Origin of the sequence: Bradyrhizobium sp. (assembly GCF_036735945.1) — a bacterium.
Taxonomy (GTDB): Bacteria; Pseudomonadota; Alphaproteobacteria; order Rhizobiales; family Xanthobacteraceae; genus Bradyrhizobium.
The window spans coordinates 21,956-40,150 of record NZ_DAINNI010000039.1; the positions used below are offsets into that span (position 1 = coordinate 21,956).

Below are 18,195 nucleotides of genomic sequence, written 5' to 3' on the forward strand. Positions count from 1 at the left end.
CTCATGCCGAATTATCGTCGCGCGTTCATTCCTGGCGGATGCTGGTTCTTCACGGTCAATCTACTGGATCGGCGCGAAACCTTGCTTGTCGATGAGATCGACCTGCTCCGCGACGCTGTCATCGCCACGCGCCGAAACCACGCATTTGCCATCGACGCATTCGTGGTATTGCCCGATCATCTGCATGCGGTTTTGAGTTTGCCGGATGGCGATCCTGATTTCTCGACGCGCTGGCGCCTGATCAAGAATCGTTTCGCAAGGGCGTTGCCCAAGCACGAGCCGCTCAATGCAGTTCGTCGAAACCGCAACGAGCGCGGCATCTGGCAACGACGATTTTGGGAACATCTGATACGGGATGAAACGGACTACGCGCGGCATGTCGAATATTGCTATATCAATCCGTTCAAGCACGGTTTGGTCCCGCGCGTGCGAGATTGGCCGTACTCCTCCTTTCACCGAGACGTACGCGCTGGAATCTTTCCGCTCGATTGGGCAGGCGATGCAGAATGCAGCGGTGATTTCGGCGAGCGACAATGATCCAGGCGCGGGCCGTAGTGGCGGATTACGCTTCGCTAATCCGCCCTACAATCTATTTTCGCCCGGGCATCTGCGTCGCCTTCAATGAATGGTCCTGACAGTGCGTCGAAACGATCGCGCGGAAAATTCAATCAACTAATCGGGAGGGACCAAGGCAGATCCGGCTTCGGCACTGGAGCAGCGCTTCGATCAATGATCCTCGTACTCGTTGTCATCGTTGACCTTGCTGCTGCGGCCACTGAACCAGCGCGAGATCGAGTTTCTGCCGAGCGAACTCGTCGAATAGGGATCGCGTGACGCGTAGGGGTTGCGTTGTCCGGCGCGCGCGGCGACCTGCTCGCCGGAGACGGCGGCCGGCTGGCAGATGGTGCGGCGCGAGTTGCGGCGCATCAGGTCGACGTGGATGTGATCCTCGTGGTGCGAATTGGAGCCCGGCGCCAACACGGTGTTGAACTGCTGGCAGGCGGCGGCCTGGACGTCGCGCAGAAAGCCTTGCTCTTCCGGCATGCCACGCCAGCCGCCCTTCACCGTGACGCGCCGCCCGTCCGCAAGCGTGAACGCCGCGATGTCGAGCGCATTGCCGAACGCATGCTCGGAAATATGCGCGTGCGGATTGCCGTTCATGCCGCGGCAGGAATAGGCCGAGATCTGCTTGATCTCGACGACGCGCTGGCCGAACCAGCGCATCGAAGCCGGCTGCACCGAATCGGATAGCCAGCGGTCGAGCGCGGAGACGATCGGACAGGCGAGCGTCGCCGCGGGCTTCATCGAGATCTGGCCGAACGCGCTGACCGGATTGCCCTGCGCGGGCCCGAGCGGCGGCGCGGCAGGCTGCGGCGAATAGGATGGCTGCGACGAATATGGCGCGGAAGGCGGCGTGGCGTAACGGTCGCGCGGCGGCGCTGCCATGTAGCCGCCGTTGCGCGATGCCGGCGTCCCCTCGGGCGGCAGATCGTCTTCCTGCGGCGCGGCAATACCGGGTGCGGAAAGCGAGATCGGGCCGTTCGACGGCGCGGCATAGTTCGGCTGATTCGGCGCCGGATAGTTTCCCGAATAATTGCCTGGATAGGTGCCCGGATAATTCCGTTGCGGCGGAGCTGCCGCCGGCGCCCGGTTGATCGGCCAGCGCGGCTGGTTGCCGATATTGCCTGGTGGCCGCAGGCTTTCGTCGGCAAAGCCGAAGCTGGTGACGTTTTCGCCGAGCGCGGCCACCTTCAGCGGGTATTCCGCACCGCACACGCCGGGGCCGGAGATCGGATCGATCCGGACCACTTCGGCGCTCTCCCTGACCACGCCGGATTTCAGGCAAGCGACCTCGGCCTCGGCGCGCCAGGGTTCACGCTCGGCGGTCTGAAAAAAACCGCGGCCACAACCAGCTAGCGAGACGAGGACGAAGGAGCCGACGAGATACAAACGAACTCCGCGCGTCATCGCGCGCACGTTCGACTAAATTTATTTAAAGACTCTTCAACATGTTGATTTTACGATTTTTTTACCATGTTTTCCGAATCGGCCGCCTGTGCGGGCGGCCGGATGGACAGCTACACTGACTTTTTGGAACGGGAACGCTTTGCTAACCTTGATCGTTGGTTGCGGGCACGACGTAAGCCCAAGGGAGTCTTCCCAATGGATTTCGTAGGTCCTCTCGTCAGCAGGCTCGGCGTTGTAACCGCGTATGTTGCAATCGCCTTCGTCGGCGCGATTGTGCTCGGCGTGTTCTAGCGTCCGGATATGGACGTAAAGACGCCCGGTGGCCATGCCACCGGGCGTTTTTTATGCGCAGCTTATGCGCGCGACCCGGCCAACGCGCGCCAAGATCCCGTGACTTGCATCACAGAACGCGTCCGTAGGTCCGCCTAGGGTCCAAGCACATTCAACGACGACAGCCGCTCGGGAGGCTCGCATGAAGAAGTTCTACATCCTCGCCGCATTGTTGATGGCCACAACCTCGGCACAGGCCGGCGGAATCACCTTCCAGGTCAATGGCGAGCGCGTCCGCGTCGAAGCGCCGCGCAACTGCAACGCGCTGTCCTGCGTCAAGATCACCGCGCCCGGGTACAACGGATCGCTTGGCAATATCGACCTCAAGGGCATGGGCGGAAGGAGCAGGAACGACGACGATGATGTCGTCGCCGCGCCCGCGAAACCGGTTTCGCCTGCCCCGGTCCAGGCCGCAACGCCGCAGCCGACAACTCCCGCTCCGGCAGCCCCGGCGCCCGCGCCTGCCGCATCGACCGTCGCGGCCGCGCCCGCAGCACAGAGCGACGTCGCGACGCCCGCTCCACCGGCTCCGCCCGCCCCGGCTGCTGCTGCACCTGCGCCCGCTCCGGTCGCTGCGAGCGCCGCGTCCGATCCGAACTCGCCGCTCGGCATCTGGTCGACCGAAGAGAACAAGGGCAATGTGCGCATCGAGGAATGCGGCGCCAATCTGTGCGGCTACTCCGTCAACACCGGCGAGCGCATCCTGATCAACATGAAGCCGCAGGGCGGCAAGTGGACCGGCCGGATTCACGACCCGAACAACGGCCGCAACTACGACTCCACGATCGCGCTGAAGGGCACCACCACGCTCAAGGTCCAGGGCTGCGCCTTCGGCGGCATGTTCTGCGGCGGCCAGACCTGGAAGCGCGTGAGCTGACGATTTCTCCCGAGAGGTTTCTCCCGAGACCTTTTCTCCCGAGCCTTGGGCCCCGTGAAAAACGCACGGGGCCTCTTTTTTGCACCCCGTCGCCCGCTTGATCGTCGAGGCGGAAGACGACAAGAAGCCATGTTCATCCCGCATTCAGCCTGACGGCGCTGAAATCGCGGCCCCGCCTTCTGCCTTCCTTTCGTGAACGGAAATATCCCGATGTCGCGCCGCCCCTCCCTCGCGCTCGTGCTGCTGTTCTGCGGTGCGATGATCGGCGCGACGGAGGCTTCCGCAGGCTCATTCGAGCCGATCCGGTTGGCCCAGGCACAAACCGATCCCGCGCAGCCCGCCGCACCGGCAACACCGGCACCTGATCCGAACGCGCCGGCCACCGACGCGCAGGCGCCGGAGGAGCCGATCGGCAACGTCGCGACCGTGACAGGCAATGCCAGCGTGATTCGCAACGACGCCACCACCCCGCTCAAGGTCAAGGACGATATCTACCTCAACGATATCGTGCAGACCGGCGCCAATGCCTCGCTCGGCATCACCTTCATCGACAACACCACCTTCAATCTGAAGGCCAACACCAAAATCACCATCGACAATTACGTCTATGAGGATGGCGGCAAGAGCAACGCCGCGCTGTTCGACGTCGCCAAGGGCACCGCGGCCTTCGTCGCGGCGTCCGTCGCCAAGACCGGCGACATGAAGATCACGACGCCGACCGCGACGCTTGGCATCCGCGGCACCACCGGCCTCGTCGAGGTGCCCGAAGGCGCCGCCGCCAACAATCCGCGCAACGTCGCGATCAAGCTCTATCCCGACGCCGACGGGCGGGTCGGCCGCATCGAGGTCAACGACCGCGCCGGCGCGCAGCTCGGCTTTCTGACGCAAGGCGCCAGCGGCTTCACGATTCGCCCCGGCAGCGGCGGCGCGCGCTTTGCCGCGGTGCCGCTGGCGATCCCGCAGGCAGTGATGGCGCGCGACCAGGGCTTTGTGCGCCAGCTTCACTCGACGCAGAATCTCGGCCGCCAGGTCGTATTCCAGCAGCGCGAATTCCGCCGTGCCAACCCCGGCTTCGTCAATCCGAACCGGCCGATCCGGCAGTTGCAGCCCGGCCAGCAGCGGCCCAACGGCCTGCCCGGCCAGAACAACAGGCCCGGACAACCGCCCGGTCAGTTGAACCGTCCGGGCCAGCCGCGCCAGAACGGCCTGCCGGGTCAACCGGGCCAGCCGCCGCTGCCGGCTCTGCCGAACCGGCAAGGACAGCAGCAGCAGCCCGGCCAGCCGCCGGCGTCGGGTCAGCCGAACCGGCCCGGCCAGCAGCAAGCGCCGGGCGCGCCACAACGCGCCGGACAATCGCCGCACCCCAACCAAGCCGGCGGACCGCCGCGCGCGGGCCAGCCTTCACGAACCGATCTGCCGCCGCAGCCGGGCCAGCCGCCGCGCGTCGGGCAACCGCAGCAACCTGCGGTGCCGGCACAGCCCGGCACGCCAGCGGCGCGGCACGGCTTGCCGAACCGCACCGGCGCGCCCGGACTGCAGCGCCCGCCCGGCATTCAGGGCGCACCATCCGTGCAACGGCCGGGATTGCCCGCACCGCGACGCGCTGCGCCCGCGCCGCAACGCGGCAAGCCGCCGAAGGAACGGCGATACTGATCGGAGGGAGGGATCAGGCCGTACGGCGCAGCCGGTCCCGCATCCGCTGAAGCAGATTTCCGCGCGGCTGCGGCCGCATCGCAGACGTATCGACAACCACCGGCTCGATGTCAGGCGCAAATGACGGTGGATCGGCGGGCTGCGCGTCTTCAACGGGAGCCGCAGGCTGCACCTCTTCAGTGGCCGGCTGGGCGTCTTCGACGGGCTCAACCGCGGTCGCATCGATCACATCAGTCGCGACGTCATCCTGCGCAATCGGCGGCGAGGGTTGATCGGCTCGGGGCGGTGCCGGCACCGGCGCAGCAGGCGGCGGCACAACGCTCCGCCGGGTCCGGCGCTTTTCCGGCGTCGCCTGCTTGGCCCGCGGTTTTCGCGTGGCCGCGGCGTGCGCGGCGGCGGAGAGTGCGATCGGGCCGACATTCTCAAGAAACGCGCGCTCGTAGTCGCGCGACAGGCGATCCACGGCATCCGCAAGCGGCAGCCAGTCCACCGCCTTGATGTCCCGCATCAGCTCATAGGCCGCGTCACCGCGCGCTTCCATGCGCCAATAATGCACCACCTTGGAGCCACCGCGGGATTCATAGGCCAGCGTGCCCAAGAACTCGTGCACGGCAACATCGTGCCCGGTCTCTTCCATCACCTCGCGCTCGGCGGCGGCGCGCGGCGTCTCGCCGTCGTCGAGCTTGCCCTTGGGCAGAACCCACTCATTGCGCTTGCGCAGGCGCACCACCGCGAACAGCGGCGGTTCCGCCTGCCGCAGCACAATGCCTCCCGCCGCCAGCACAGGCGTTCGCGCCATTTCTCTTCCCGCTCGATTCGAATCCCGCGACCATATAGAGACAAGCGGCCGCGAGATCGAGAGCGGGAATCAAGGTTTCCGCAACAGCGGCTCGCCAGCGCGGATGCGCCCGCCGTCCACGATGTTCTCGGCGAATTCGAAATGTTCCGGCGCCAGCACGATGATGGTCGAGCCGTGTTCGAACCAGCCGAGTTCGTCGCCCTTCTTGACGTTCGCATCGCAGGAAAATTCAACTGGCCCGCTGCTCTGCGCATTGAGCGTGCGATCGAGGAAATGCAGGCGGATGCTGGCGACAAGAATGGCGGCGACCGGCACCAGCGTCAGCGCTTCGCCCGACGGCAGCCGCGCCCGCAGTACCGCGCGCTCGTTCTTGCAGAACAGACGTTCGACCCGTTTCAGCGCGATCGGGTTGACGTTCCAGACATCGCCATGGATGAACGTCACCCGCTCGATCCGCATGTCATAGGGCGCATGAAAGCGGTGATACATGCTCGATGTCAGCCGCAGCGTCAGGAAGCGGCCGTTGCGATGCTGCTCGACCAGCGCGGGATCGCCAAGCAGATCGAGCAATGCGTAAGGCGCGCCCTTGACCTGGAACAACTCGGTATCGGCGATCCTGCCGAACGCGCCGACGATGCCGTCGGACGGGCTGGCCACGACGTGCGGATCGGGATCCGCCGGCCGCAGGCCGGGGCGCAACTCGCGCGTGAAGCAGTCGTGCAGGCTCCTGAATTCGGTCTTTTTCGCTTCCGACAGGTCGAGGTCGGAAAACAGACGCCAGCAGGCAATCGAGAAATCGCGCACCAGCGGATTCTCGATCTTGCTGAACCAGCCCATGAAGCGCGTCAGCGCGGCGCGCGGCACGCGGTTGGTCAACAGGAAATTGAGGTCCTCCTGCTGGGTGAAGCGGGCGATCAGGCCCCGGATTGTCATCAATCTGTCAGCAGGATTGGCTAGCGCTTCAGGCATGGATTCGTCCCTTCCGATTCTTTCGCTGTCCGCCGCCGCGGTCGCAAGCGCCGCGGCCGCCTTCCCCAAATTGCAGGCCCGCCTCGCGCTCTCCCGCGCCAAGCACCGCTCGCTATCAGGACATTCCAAGATGTCCAAGATTGTCGCGCGGCTGGTGCCGCATTACGAATTCGATATCGACGGCTTCTTCGCCTCCGACGGCGCTCCGGCCGACATCGCGACGCAGCGGCAGGACGCCTTCTTCCGCCTCGCCGGCCTGTTTGAAGCGCGATACGCCAAGGGCCGGCAGATGACGGCGGAAGCGGCCGAGCGCATCTCGGATCTTCAATTCACCGAAACCTACCGCGTGCCGTTCCAGTACAGCCGCCTCGTGCGCGAAAAGCTCGGCACCAGCACCTTCATGCAGTCGTCCGCCGGCGTCACCGTCACCGACGTCGACGGCAATTTGTTCTACGACCTGACCGGCTCCTACGGCGTCAACATCTTCGGCAACGACTTCTACAAGGAGTGCATCACGGAGGCCGAAAAGCGCGCCCGCGCGCTTGGTCCCGTGCTCGGCCCCTATCATCCCGTCATCACCGAGAACGTGAAGCGGCTGTGCGAGATTTCCGGCCTCGACGAAGTCTCGTTCCACATGTCCGGCACCGAGGCGGTGATGCAGGCGGTCCGGCTGGCGCGCTACCACACCAAACGCACGCATCTGGTTCGCTTCGCCGGCGCCTATCACGGCTGGTGGGGCGACGTGCAGCCCGGCGTCGGCAATCCGGTTTCGCCGCATGAGACCTATACGCTGGCCGACATGTCGGAGCGGACGCTGCATGTGCTGCGCACCCGCAAGGACATCGCCTGCGTGCTGGTCAATCCGTTGCAGGCGCTGCATCCGAACGCCAACGCGCCAGGCGATTCCGCCCTCGTTGACTCCTCGCGCAGAGGCACGTTCGACCGCACCGCCTACACCGAATGGCTGGCGAAGCTGCGCGAGGTCTGCACCGAGCGCTGCATCGTGCTGATCTTCGACGAAGTGTTCGTCGGCTTTCGCCTCGCCGCCCGCGGTGCGCAGGAATATTTCGGCATCCGCGCCGACATGGTGACCTACGGCAAGAGCCTTGCCGGCGGCCTTCCCGTCGGCGTGGTCTGCGGCCGCAAGGATCTGATGCGCCGCTTCCGCGACGATCGTCCCGCCGACGTCTGCTTCGCCCGCGGCACCTTCAATTCTCACCCCTACGTGATGACGGCGATGGACGAGTTCCTGAGCCGCCTCGCCAGCCCGAACTTCAACGCCGTCTACCAGGGCCTCGACGAAACCTGGAACGGCCGCGCCTCGGCGCTCAACACGCGGCTGGCCGATGGCGACCTGCCCGTGCGCGTCAGCAACATCTCCTCGATCTGGATGGTGCAGTACACGGAGCCGTCCCGCTACAACTGGATGCTGCAATACTATTTGCGCGCCGAGGGACTGGCGCTGAGCTGGGTCGGCACCGGCCGCCTGATCTTCAGCCTCAACTACACCGACGCCGACTTCAGCGAAGTCGCCGACCGCTTCGTCGCGGCCGCCGAGAAGATGAAGCGCGACGGCTGGTGGTGGCATGATGCAGCGCTGACCAACAAGAACATCAAGCGGCGGATTCTGAAAGAGATGCTGCGAAAGCGACTGGGTAGAGCCGAGCATTAGCGGCCGCAATGACGGCTTGAGGTTCGTCATTTCCTTCGTCATGGCCGGGCTGGTCGCGGCCATCCACGTCCTTGCTGTTCTCGACATCATTTCGTTGCTAACGGCCCAAGAACGTGGATGCCCGGCACAAGGCCGGGCATGACTGTCTTCCGTGTGACTGAAACCAACACTCACGCCGGCTTGACGTGCTTCTCCAGACCCGGATCGATCAATTCGCCCTTCATCAGGTACAGCGGCGACTTGTAGTACAGTTTGAAGTCGCTGAAGGGATCGGTGAGGATCTTGGTCATCCAGACGAGGCCCGTCTCGACGTCGCGGATGAAGAACAAATGGACGGTGCGGAACAGCAACCCGCCGATGCCGACCGCCAGCCAGACCTTGGCGACCTGCCGCATGAAGTCGGCGGTGGTGGCCCAGGGCTCGACCAGTCCGAACAGCGTCGGGGTGAAGTACAGCACCACCGGCGACAGCGCCCAGATCGTCATCAGCACGACCTTGCGCTGCAGGTTATAACCGACCTTGATCTCTTCCTTGTGCTCGTGGGTCGCGTGGTTGACGTGGTCATAGCCCTTCGGCTCGAAGAAGAAGTGACCGGCCTGGCGCGTCGTCATTGACACCAGCCAGCCGACCAGCGCCGACACGACGGGATCGATGAACAGCATCACATAGGCGAACATGAAGCTCAGCGCGCTGACGAAGTGCAGCGACTGGTTGATGCGGCTGTGGTGATAGTAGCGATGGTCGTCCCAGCGCTGGGTCTTCAATTCCTGCAGGAAGTTCTGGATCATGATCTACCCCCTCGTTCTCTGGTGCTTGAAGTCTCTATCGGGATTCGATGTCCGGCATGTGACATCATGAAGTTGACATGTGACCGATCGCAGCGACGCCATGACGCAAGCAACGCTGACGGCGTCAGGCCGCCGCGGCGACGTCGACCTTGCGAAAACGCACCAGGGAGAAATGCCCGAGCGGCGGAATCAGGCGGCGCTCCGCCAATTCGATGCCGCGCGCGCCGGCGAGCCACTGCGCGTAGCGCGACCAGGCGAACTCGGCGGTGCGGAAGCCGAGCGGACGAACCACCGGCTGCAGGCGCTGCTCGATGAAGCGGCGCATGCCGGCATCGGCGCTGACGCGGGTCAGGATGATCAACTCGCCGCCGGGACGCAGCACGCGGGCGAACTCGTCGAGCGCCTTTTCCGGGTTCGGCACCGCGGTGACGACATATTGCGCCATCACCACGTCGAACGAATCGTCGGGGAATTCGAGATTCTCGGCGTCCATCACCGCGAGGCCCTCGACGTTCTTCAGCTCGAACTCGTCGACGCGCTTCTTCGCTTTCTCCAGCATCGCTTCCGAAATGTCGGTACCGACGATGCGCAAATGCGGCGCATAGAGCGGCAGCGAGATGCCGGTGCCGACGCCGACTTCGAGCACGCGGCCGCCGATCTTGTTGGTCGCCGCGATCGCCGCCTTGCGTCCCTTCGAAAACACGCCGCCGAACACGAGGTCGTAGACCGGCGCCCAGCGGTCATAGGCCTGCTCGACCGTCTCGCGGTCGAAATCGAGCTGCCTTGCGCCGTCAAGCTTGATGATATCTGCCATGATTGGTTCCTGCCTTCTCGTCTCACGCACATCACCGCTGTTGCGGTTGAACTTTCCAAATTCAGCCCTGCACCGCGCGGGTGGCGGGCACGCCAAGCGCCGGCCGCAACGTGCGGCTCGGCTGCAGCGCCGTCAGATTGCCGATGAACTGCCGCGCGCTGTTTTCCCAGGAGCGCGCCAGCGCAAAGTTCCGGCATGCCTCGCGCGACATGTTCAGCGCGCGCAAGCAGGCGGCTTGCAGATCGGTATCGAGCGCGCCGATCGGATGGTCTGCGATGACATCCTTCGGGCCGGTGACCGGGAACGCGGCGACCGGCGTGCCGCACGCGAGTGCCTCGAGCTGCACGACGCCGAACGTATCGGTCAGGCTCGGAAACACGAAGACGTCGGCGGCCGCGAGATGCGCGGTGAGATCCGCGCCCTTCTTCTCGCCGAGGAAGATCGTGCCGGGATATCGCTGCTCGAGCTGCGCCCTCTGCGGTCCGTCGCCGACCACGACTTTCGATCCCGGCAGGTCGAGCGACAGAAACGCCTCGATATTCTTTTCGACCGCGACGCGGCCCATGGTCATGAAGATCGGCCGCGGCAGATCGAGCGTGGCCGGGCTGTGCGGATTGAACAGTTCGGTATCAACGCCGCGCGTCCAGAAGCCGAGCTTGCGGAAGCCGCGCGCCGCAAGTTCCTGCCGCAGCGAATCCGTCGCGACCATGGTGGTGGAAGCGGCGGCATGGAAGTGCCGCAGCACCGCATAGCCGACGGCAAGCGGAAGGCCGGTGCGGACCGCGACATATTCGGGAAAGCGCGTGGTATAGGACGTGGTAAACGCAAGCCTTCGGCGGCGGCAATAGGCGCGCACCATCCAGCCGATCGGCCCTTCGGTCGCGATGTGGATGGCGTCGGGCGCCACCGCCTCGATCCGCCGTGCGATCTCGCCCCTCGTCGGCAGCGCGAAGCGCAGTCCCGGATAGGTCGGGAGCGGCAGCGAGGGAAATCCCTCCGGCGTCAGAAAGCTGATGTCGGCGCCGAGCGCCGAGGCACTGCGCGCAAGCGACGTCAGCGTACGCACGACGCCGTTCACCTGTGGATGCCACGCATCCGTCGCAATCAAAATCTTCATGGCCCGAATCCGAAGTTAACGATTCTCAAGCCGGACGTTGGGACATGGATATTTCAGGCGTATGACGTCATCGTTCTGTAAGGTTGTTTTTTAAACCCGTCTCCATGCTTTTCGTGTAACGTGACAGTACGATGTCAGACCTGAACGACAATTCCGCGCGATCGCGCCGGCGGCAGAAACAGCGCAGCTTTGCGCTGCTGATCCTGGCTGCCGGCATACTTGCGTTCGGCGCCGCGGCCGGCATGCTGTACTACGTGCTGCGGCCGACCACACTGCGGATCGCGGTCGGCCCTGCCAACAGCGAAGACCAGAAGCTGGTCCAGCTCATGGCGCAGACCTTTGCGCGCGAAAACAGCTCGGTGCGGCTGTCGGTGGTCACGACCGAAGGGACGGCCGAAAGCATTGCCCTGTTCACCGCCGGGAAGGCCGACCTTGCGGTGGCGCGCGGCGATCTGGACCTGCCGGCGAACGCCGAGTCGGTCGCCATCCTGCGCAAGAACGTCGTCGTGCTGTGGGCGCCTTCCGGCCTTGCCGCCAAGGGTTCGAGGAAGCAGCCTGCGCCGAAGATCAAGAGCCTCGATGAGCTTGCCGGTCATCGCGTCGGCGTGATCGGGCGGACACAGGCCAATGTCAGGCTGCTGCGCGCGATCCTGAAAGAGTCCGGCGTCAATCCCGACAAGGTCGCGGTCAGCCAGTTCGCCACCAACCAGCTCGCCGAAATGGCAAAGGATCAATCGGTCGACGCCTTCATGGCGGTCGGGCCGCTGAAGAGCAAGATCACGGTGGATGCAATCGCGGCGACGGCGGCCGCCCGCGGCGAGCCGAAATTCCTGCCCATCGAGGTTGCCGATGCGATTGCGAAGAAGAATCCGATCTACGAGTCGGAGGAAATCCCCGCCAGCATCTTCGGCTCTTCGCCGCAGCGGCCGGAAGACAAGGTCGACACGGTCGCCGTGAACCACCTGATCATCGCGCCGAAGTCGTTGTCCGACACGGCGGTTGCCGCCCTGGCGCGCCAGCTCTTCACCAACCGCCAGCAGTTGGCGCGGGAAATGCCGACGGCGTCGCAGATCGAAAAACCCGACACCGACAAGGACGCCTCGCTGCCGGCCCATGCGGGAGCGGCCGCCTATATCGACGGCAACGAACGAACGTTTCTGGAAAAATACACCGACTACCTCTGGTTCGCCGTGCTGATCCTCTCGGGCCTTGGATCGGCCGGCGCCTGGTTCAAGCATTACTGGAACGCGGACGAGCGCGAGCAGTATCTCGCCCATCGCGATCACATGCTTGAACTGATTTCCAGGGCGCGGACGGCCGGGACGCAGGAGGAACTTGCGCAGATGCAGAGCGCGGCCGATGGCATGTTGCGGGAAGCGTTCGAAGGCTATGACGACGGCACCGTCGAGGAAGGCGACCTCTCGGTGATCGCACTCGCGCTAGAGCAGTTCCACCATGCCGTCGCCGACCGCCGCGCGGTGCTTGCGGCAGCCGGCACTGCCGACGCGCCGCGGATGCGTGTCAATCAGGGCTGATTGACTCGTCAGACCTTCTGGTCCCTTCGGGCCTGCTGCCTTCATCCCTCCGGCCAGCGTCAATCCAACGGTGGCGGTGATGATGGCATCCGTCGTAAGGCCCGCGCGACCAGATTACCGCTGACACGCTGCCGCCCCGGCAACGAAACCTTAATGAAACAATTCCTTAAACCGACGAAACCATTTTGGCGATTTCGTGCAAATGTCCTGAAACGGTTCACCTGTACAGCTTTTGCCAACGACGCGCTGAAACTGGCGCGACTGGGCGTAGAACAGGGGACGACCAATGTTTCATTCATTTCTGAATACCCGCTTTGCTGCCGCCGCCATCGCTACGCTGGCAATCGGCGCTACCGCGTTTTCCGCACCCGCTACCGCGGCCCCGCTGCCGCTGTTTCCGTTCTTCCTGCCGCAGCCGCAGCTCGAGGCAGCCCCGCCGCCGGTTGAGGCTACCCCCCGCGAGGAGCAAGAGCGGTTCGAGCTTCCCGCCCGCCTGCGCCGCCAGGTCGTGAATTACCATTCCCGCGAAGCGCCGGGTACCATCATCATCGATACCCCGAACACCTATCTCTATCTCGTGATGGGCAACGGCCAGGCGATGCGCTACGGCATCGGCATCGGCCGCGACGGCTTCACCTGGTCGGGCACCCAGACGATCACCCGCAAGGCTGAATGGCCGGCCTGGACCCCGCCCCCGGAAATGATCGCCCGCCAGCCCTATCTGCCGCGCCACATGACCGGTGGCCCCGGCAACCCGCTCGGCGCCCGCGCCATGTATCTCGGCGGAACCATCTATCGCATCCACGGCACCAACGCCCCCGAAACCATCGGCACCCGCGTTTCCTCCGGCTGCCTGCGCCTCACCAACGCGGACGTCATCGACCTCTATTCGCGGGTCAACGTCGGAACCAAGGTGATCGTGCTGCCGATGACGGACCGCCGCGCCGACCTCGGCCGGACCATCCGCTAAGCCTGAGGATTTCAGAACGAAGAGAACGGCTCCGGCGTTCATCGGGGCCGTTTTCCATTTGGTGATGGCGGCAATGCGCAGTGGCGTCCTCCCCGCCGCGTCTGTAAATTATGACGGGGCTTTGAATCGGTGTCCGGGGGGACGATGCGTCGGCGGGTGCATCTCAAGACGATTTCGATTGGGGCTGCGGTCCTCGTCGTTTCATTTTTCATCAGCCTGAAGGTGATGGACCTGGTGGTGCCGCGCGCCACCAACAAGCCGCCTCGGCTTGCTCAATTGCCGCCGCTGCCGCCGGCGGCGCGCGCATCCACCGTGATGGCGCCGATTGCGGTTGCGCTGTCGGCGATCCGCGACGCCGCCGACCGCGGCGCGCCGCGTTCCTTCGCCGGCAAGGCCGACAATCCGGTCTCGCAGATCCTGCAGAATGCCGACATCGGCTGGACCGCCTCGCGCGGCCCGATCAGCGCCACCGGCGCGCAGAATGCATTGTCGCTGGCGACGCCGCTGACCGGCACGCTGAACGTCACCGGCTCGCTGTCGGCCAAGGCCACCGGCGCGATCGGCGATGCGCTCGGCGGCCTGCTCGGCGGCAACGCCGCCAAGCAGATCGGCAGCGTCAACATCAAGAACCTCAACGCCAGCGCCGAGATCAAGGGCAACGTCGTGATCACGTCGCGGCCGCAGATCGCGGCGAACTGGCGCATCGATCCGAACCTTGCAGGCCAGGTCAATCTCAGCGAAACCGGCCTCACGGTGGCCGGGGCGCGCGTCAACGTGCCGGCGCAGGTGAAGCCGCTGATCGACCAGAACGTGGCCGAGCAGATCGCGCTGGTGCAGGCGCGCATGAAGAACGATCAGACCTTCGAACGCAACGCGCGGGCGCAATGGGCCAAGGCCTGTCGCTCGATCCCGCTGCAGGGCGCGGCGGCCGGCTCGACGATGCCGCCGCTATGGCTGGAGTTGCGCCCGACACGCGCGATCGCGGCCCAGCCGCGCGTCGATGTGTCGAACCTCATCCTCACGCTCGGCATCGAGGCGGAGACCCGGGTCACGCCGACGGAAACAAAACCGTCCTGCCCGTTCCCCGCGACGATCGCGATCGTGCCGCCGACGCCCGGACGCGTCGCGATCGGCGTGCCCGTCGACCTGCCCTTCACCGAGATCACGAAGATGGTCGAGGCGCAGTTTGCCGGAAAGACCTTTCCCGAGGACGGCTCGGGCGCGGTCGACGTCACCGTCAAGCGCGCCAGCATCGCCGCATCAGGCGACCGCCTGCTGATTTCGCTTCTGGTCAGCGCCAGGGAAAAGAAGAGTTACTTCAGCCTCGGCGGCGAGGCCAATGTGCACATCTGGGGCAGGCCGGTGCTCGATCAGGCCGCGCAGACGCTGCGCCTCGCCGACATCGAGCTCGCGGTCGAATCGGAGGCCGCCTTCGGCCTGCTCGGCGCCGCCGCGCGCGCGGCGATCCCGCATCTGCAGAAGACGCTGGCCGACCAGACCACCATCGACCTCAAGCCGTTCGCCAGCAATGCGCAGAAGAAGATTGCGGCCGTCATCGCCGACTTCCAGAAGAACGAGGATGGCGTGCGGGTGTCGGCCGAGATCAGCCGGCTGCAGCTCACCGGCATCGCCTTCGATTCGAAGACGCTGCGTGTGATCGCGGAAGCCGAAGGCGCGATCAACGTCACCGTCACCACGCTGCCGGCGTTGTGAGATCGCGCACTCTCTCCCCGCCATTGCGAGCGAAGCGTCCGTAAGGTGGGCACGGCGCATGCGCGCCCCTGCCCACCCCACGCATCCTGCCGCTACGCCCCTTCGAACTTGAACGAGAGGCTGAGCTTGGCGCGGTAGGCTTCGACCTTGCCGCTGGCGTCGAGCTGCAGATCGAGCTTCAGGACCTCCGCGACGCGCAGATCGCGCAACGACGCTCCCGCACGGTTGACCGCGCCGGCGGCGGCCTTCTCCCAGGATTCGGAGCTGGTGCCGATCACCTCGATGACCTTGTAGACGCTGTCAGCCATGTCGTCCTCCATTTGCTGCTAGGATCGGTGCAAGCAGGAGGCAGGTGCTCCTGCCGCGGACAACCTAACATCGCAGGCGGCACGCCGATAGGGACATGCGGCGCCATCGCTTGACCACAAAACAGGATGGCCGGGCGGCAATCACGCCGTCCGGCCATCGAGAGAGAGCCTGATCAAGCTCGCGGTTTTACTCGGTCGCGTACTTGAACTCCGGCATCGCCTTCAGCTGGTCCTTGGTCGCGCTGAACACGGCGTGATCCGGGTACCAGGGATTCTTCTTGACGGCAGGTGCCACCGGCGCGGCACCGGTCGTGGTGTTGCTCGAAGGCCGCGCGCCGCCGCTGGCCGGCGCGCTCGTGCTGGCAGTGACAACTGGCCCATCGACAAACTTCACCTTGTCCAGGGGCACGGCGACCAGATGCTCGCCGACGCCGAGGAAGCCGCCGACACCGATCACCACGGCTTTGATGTCGCCGTTCTTGTCGGCCAGGAGATCATTGATCGACCCGAGGCTTTCGTTGCTGTCGTTGTAGACGTTCAGACCGACCAGCTTCGAGGTCCGCCAGTTGCCCTTGAACGACGAGGTATCGGACGCCGTCGCAGGCGCGGCAGTGGTGGCGCGATCGGTATTGGCCGACGACGGCGTTGGCGCCGACGGACTTTGCGCGAACGCGGCACTCGCCAGCAACGCGGAAGCGGCGAAGCCGGCCACGGCAGTTTTCATCAACATATCGGTTCTCCTCAGTTCGTAAACCCTGTGAGGAAACCCGTCACGCCGACAAGCGTTCCGCGTGTTCCGCATGGAACACGCGCAACGCGCTGCGCTCAAAAGCCGCCCCAGTAGGGCGGCATGCCGTAGTAGCGATGCAGCTCTTCTTCCTTGGTGCGATCGCCCCAGTCGAAATCCTTGTCCGCCCGGAACGACGGCGCCCGCTTCAGCTCTTCATCGGCGATGTCGAGCTCGTAGGCTTCGAACTTCGTGCTGTAGCGCAGCTTGCCCCACGGCAGCGGAATGAGATTGGCGCCGATGCCGAGAAAGCCGCCGAAACTGAGAATGGCGTAGGATACCTTGCCGGTGACCTTGTCGATCATCAGCCGTTCGATATGGCCGATCATCTCGCCGTTCGGCCGGCGCACCGCAGTCCCCTCGACGCGATCGCTCGCGATCAGCAGATGGGGCTTGGTCATGATGTCGCTTGCCATTGCACCCTCCACACGTGAATGAAGGATGCAACGTGGCGGCGTGCGACGGGTTCCCGCGGACCACGCCCGGGAACAACCTTGTCCTTTCGGGAAATCGTAAAAGCGGCGCGTATCCGTCTGCACCAGCGGTGTCCGGACACACTGACCTTCAAGGAAGATCGTTGCGGGTCAGGCGGCGAGCGCGTCGGGATCGGCTTCCTCGTAGATCGCAATCGCCTCGAAGCGGTAGTCGCAGGCGCGGCAGAACCAGAGGAACGAGGTGCGGCCCGGGCTGCTCTCGACCCAATCGGGCCTGGGGATCGGCTTGCCGCACTGTGCGCAGGGATTGCCGCGAGGCAGGTAGCTGGAATCGAGTCGAGCCATGGCGCATCTCCCTTGTCTTCGGACGTCGTAAATGACGTCTCGCTTTTTAAAATTTCATTGAAATGGGCAATTTAGCTGTCGAAAAAATTCGATTGTGTCGCGCTGTCTTCTTTACACCTTGACTGCGACTTTTGCACGACATTCCTGTGCGGCAATTCTGATTCGTGTGGACATCTGCGATGCGCTGCATGCACAACGGTAGCGTCATGCCGGCCGTGCAGTATCGTTAAGAGCGCGCCTCAGCCGCAAACATCTCGCCGCAATGTCGCCTGCTTTTCGCCACTCCTTGGCCCGCTGGCGGAACTAACCGGAAGAACGATCGTTCCATCCGTCCATCCGCCGAGATTGCTTTTATGAAAAGTTTTTCGACATTCGTCTGGCTCGCCGCTGCTGCCGCGTTGTTCGTTTCATCGGGCGCAAGCGCACAGAGTCGCGCGCAATATGAAAGCATGGTCGCAACCCATGCGCAGGCCAACAACGTGCCGGAAGCGCTGGTGCACCGCGTGATCGTGCGCGAGAGCAAGTATCATCCGAACCTCGTCGGCCGTGGCGGTACCATCGGGTTGATGCAGATCAAACTGCCGACGGCGCGCGGCCTCGGCTACACCGGCGATGCCGCCGGCCTGCGTGACCCCAACACCAATCTCACCTGGGGCGTCAAATACCTCGCCGGCGCCTACCGCGCCGCGGGCGGCGATCACAGCCGTGCCGTGCGTTACTATGCGGGCGGCTATTACTACGCCGCGAAGCGCCAGCGGCAGGACAAGCTGCAGGACCGGCCGCTGCAGATCGCCCCGGTGCTCGCGAGCGAGGCGCCGCCGAAGATCGTCGCCACGCCGGTCAGGACGGCAAGAAAGCCCGCCGACGCCAACGCGCTGCAGACTGCGAAGTAACAGACCGCGTTCCGGGCCCCCGCCCGGCACGATTGCGGTGCAGGTTCCCGCACAGCCGCGTTGACACGCCCGCCTATCTGCCTACATTAAGCCCTGTTCCGAGGGGTGCTCCGATGAGGAGCTGAGATACCGCAAGCTTGGGCCAGCCTTGATGGGCGAAGTCCGGGACCGCGGTGACCCTTTGAACCTGATCCGGGTCATGCCGGCGAAGGGACAGGGATGT

General features: G+C 64.7%; 19 protein-coding genes and 1 riboswitch. Of the genes, 9 read left to right on the top strand and 10 right to left on the bottom strand.

Annotated elements, in window-relative coordinates; translation table 11 throughout:
• Positions 1–3 precede the first annotated feature (3 nt).
• Positions 4–537 carry an REP-associated tyrosine transposase gene (locus V7E26_RS15255; RefSeq protein ID WP_324417389.1) on the top strand — a complete coding sequence of 178 codons (534 nt, stop codon included), beginning with the start codon at positions 4–6 and terminating at the stop codon, positions 535–537.
• 189 nt (positions 538–726) lie between these two features.
• Here V7E26_RS15255 and V7E26_RS15260 read toward each other — a convergent pair whose 3' ends face one another.
• The gene (locus tag V7E26_RS15260; protein ID WP_324417391.1) at positions 727–1,968 is read right to left on the bottom strand and encodes an extensin family protein; all 1,242 of its coding nucleotides are present in this window, start codon (positions 1,966–1,968) and stop codon (positions 727–729) included.
• Positions 1,969–2,034: 66 nt separating this feature from the next.
• Here V7E26_RS15260 and V7E26_RS15265 point away from each other — a divergent pair, with 66 nt between their 5' ends.
• From V7E26_RS15265 to V7E26_RS15275, 3 genes are all read left to right on the top strand, one after another.
• Positions 2,035–2,259 carry a hypothetical protein gene (locus V7E26_RS15265; RefSeq protein WP_324417393.1) on the top strand — a complete coding sequence of 75 codons (225 nt, stop codon included), beginning with the start codon at positions 2,035–2,037 and terminating at the stop codon, positions 2,257–2,259.
• Positions 2,260–2,440: 181 nt separating this feature from the next.
• A complete protein-coding gene (locus V7E26_RS15270; RefSeq protein ID WP_324417395.1) occupies positions 2,441–3,175 on the top strand; it encodes a DUF2147 domain-containing protein in 735 nt (244 codons plus the stop codon).
• 210 nt (positions 3,176–3,385) lie between these two features.
• On the top strand, positions 3,386–4,828 hold the full coding sequence (locus tag V7E26_RS15275; protein WP_324417397.1) for a FecR family protein: 1,443 nt from the start codon (positions 3,386–3,388) through the stop codon (positions 4,826–4,828).
• Between the two features lie 13 nt (positions 4,829–4,841).
• Here the strand turns inward: V7E26_RS15275 and V7E26_RS30035 are convergent, their stop codons facing one another.
• Both V7E26_RS30035 and asd read right to left on the bottom strand, forming a co-directional pair.
• The gene (locus V7E26_RS30035; RefSeq protein WP_442893405.1) at positions 4,842–5,591 is read right to left on the bottom strand and encodes an NUDIX domain-containing protein; all 750 of its coding nucleotides are present in this window, start codon (positions 5,589–5,591) and stop codon (positions 4,842–4,844) included.
• A gap of 105 nt (positions 5,592–5,696) precedes the next feature.
• Positions 5,697–6,560 carry an archaetidylserine decarboxylase gene (gene asd / locus V7E26_RS15285; protein ID WP_324417425.1) on the bottom strand — a complete coding sequence of 288 codons (864 nt, stop codon included), beginning with the start codon at positions 6,558–6,560 and terminating at the stop codon, positions 5,697–5,699.
• Positions 6,561–6,594: 34 nt separating this feature from the next.
• On the opposite strand from asd, the gene V7E26_RS15290 reads away from it, so the two are divergent.
• Positions 6,595–8,268, top strand: coding sequence for an aminotransferase class III-fold pyridoxal phosphate-dependent enzyme (locus V7E26_RS15290; RefSeq protein ID WP_324417399.1), 1,674 nt, complete (start codon positions 6,595–6,597; stop codon positions 8,266–8,268).
• A 170-nt stretch (positions 8,269–8,438) separates the two neighbouring features.
• Here the strand turns inward: V7E26_RS15290 and V7E26_RS15295 are convergent, their stop codons facing one another.
• From V7E26_RS15295 to V7E26_RS15305, 3 genes are all read right to left on the bottom strand, one after another.
• The gene (locus V7E26_RS15295; RefSeq protein WP_324417400.1) at positions 8,439–9,056 is read right to left on the bottom strand and encodes a hypothetical protein; all 618 of its coding nucleotides are present in this window, start codon (positions 9,054–9,056) and stop codon (positions 8,439–8,441) included.
• Between the two features lie 124 nt (positions 9,057–9,180).
• Complete coding sequence (locus tag V7E26_RS15300; protein WP_324417402.1) at positions 9,181–9,870, bottom strand: class I SAM-dependent methyltransferase; 690 nt, start codon at positions 9,868–9,870, stop codon at positions 9,181–9,183.
• A 61-nt stretch (positions 9,871–9,931) separates the two neighbouring features.
• A complete protein-coding gene (locus tag V7E26_RS15305; protein WP_324417404.1) occupies positions 9,932–10,987 on the bottom strand; it encodes a glycosyltransferase family 4 protein in 1,056 nt (351 codons plus the stop codon).
• 131 nt (positions 10,988–11,118) lie between these two features.
• On the opposite strand from V7E26_RS15305, the gene V7E26_RS15310 reads away from it, so the two are divergent.
• From V7E26_RS15310 to V7E26_RS15320, 3 genes are all read left to right on the top strand, one after another.
• Positions 11,119–12,522 (top strand): TAXI family TRAP transporter solute-binding subunit, encoded by a 1,404-nt coding sequence (locus tag V7E26_RS15310; protein ID WP_324417407.1) that lies wholly within the window; start codon positions 11,119–11,121, stop codon positions 12,520–12,522.
• A gap of 286 nt (positions 12,523–12,808) precedes the next feature.
• Positions 12,809–13,492: a L,D-transpeptidase gene (locus V7E26_RS15315; RefSeq protein WP_324417409.1), complete on the top strand. Its 684-nt coding sequence runs from the start codon at positions 12,809–12,811 to the stop codon at positions 13,490–13,492.
• A 144-nt stretch (positions 13,493–13,636) separates the two neighbouring features.
• Positions 13,637–15,205, top strand: a complete 1,569-nt coding sequence (locus tag V7E26_RS15320; RefSeq protein WP_324417411.1) for a DUF4403 family protein — start codon at positions 13,637–13,639, stop codon at positions 15,203–15,205.
• Between the two features lie 92 nt (positions 15,206–15,297).
• On the opposite strand, the gene V7E26_RS15325 is transcribed toward V7E26_RS15320, so the two are convergent.
• The 4 genes from V7E26_RS15325 to V7E26_RS15340 all read right to left on the bottom strand — a co-directional run bounded on the left by V7E26_RS15325 (position 15,298) and on the right by V7E26_RS15340 (position 17,079).
• Positions 15,298–15,513: a dodecin family protein gene (locus V7E26_RS15325; RefSeq protein ID WP_324417414.1), complete on the bottom strand. Its 216-nt coding sequence runs from the start codon at positions 15,511–15,513 to the stop codon at positions 15,298–15,300.
• Between the two features lie 187 nt (positions 15,514–15,700).
• On the bottom strand, positions 15,701–16,243 hold the full coding sequence (locus V7E26_RS15330) for a PRC-barrel domain-containing protein (protein WP_324417416.1): 543 nt from the start codon (positions 16,241–16,243) through the stop codon (positions 15,701–15,703).
• A gap of 95 nt (positions 16,244–16,338) precedes the next feature.
• The gene (locus V7E26_RS15335; protein ID WP_324417418.1) at positions 16,339–16,716 is read right to left on the bottom strand and encodes a PRC-barrel domain-containing protein; all 378 of its coding nucleotides are present in this window, start codon (positions 16,714–16,716) and stop codon (positions 16,339–16,341) included.
• A 168-nt stretch (positions 16,717–16,884) separates the two neighbouring features.
• Entirely contained in the window at positions 16,885–17,079 is a 195-nt protein-coding gene (locus V7E26_RS15340) for a hypothetical protein (protein WP_057854958.1), read from the bottom strand.
• 353 nt (positions 17,080–17,432) lie between these two features.
• Here V7E26_RS15340 and V7E26_RS15345 point away from each other — a divergent pair, with 353 nt between their 5' ends.
• Complete coding sequence (locus V7E26_RS15345) at positions 17,433–17,972, top strand: lytic transglycosylase domain-containing protein (RefSeq protein ID WP_324417423.1); 540 nt, start codon at positions 17,433–17,435, stop codon at positions 17,970–17,972.
• 91 nt (positions 17,973–18,063) lie between these two features.
• A riboswitch (TPP riboswitch) is annotated at positions 18,064–18,195 on the top strand. This riboswitch is flagged as partial in the annotation.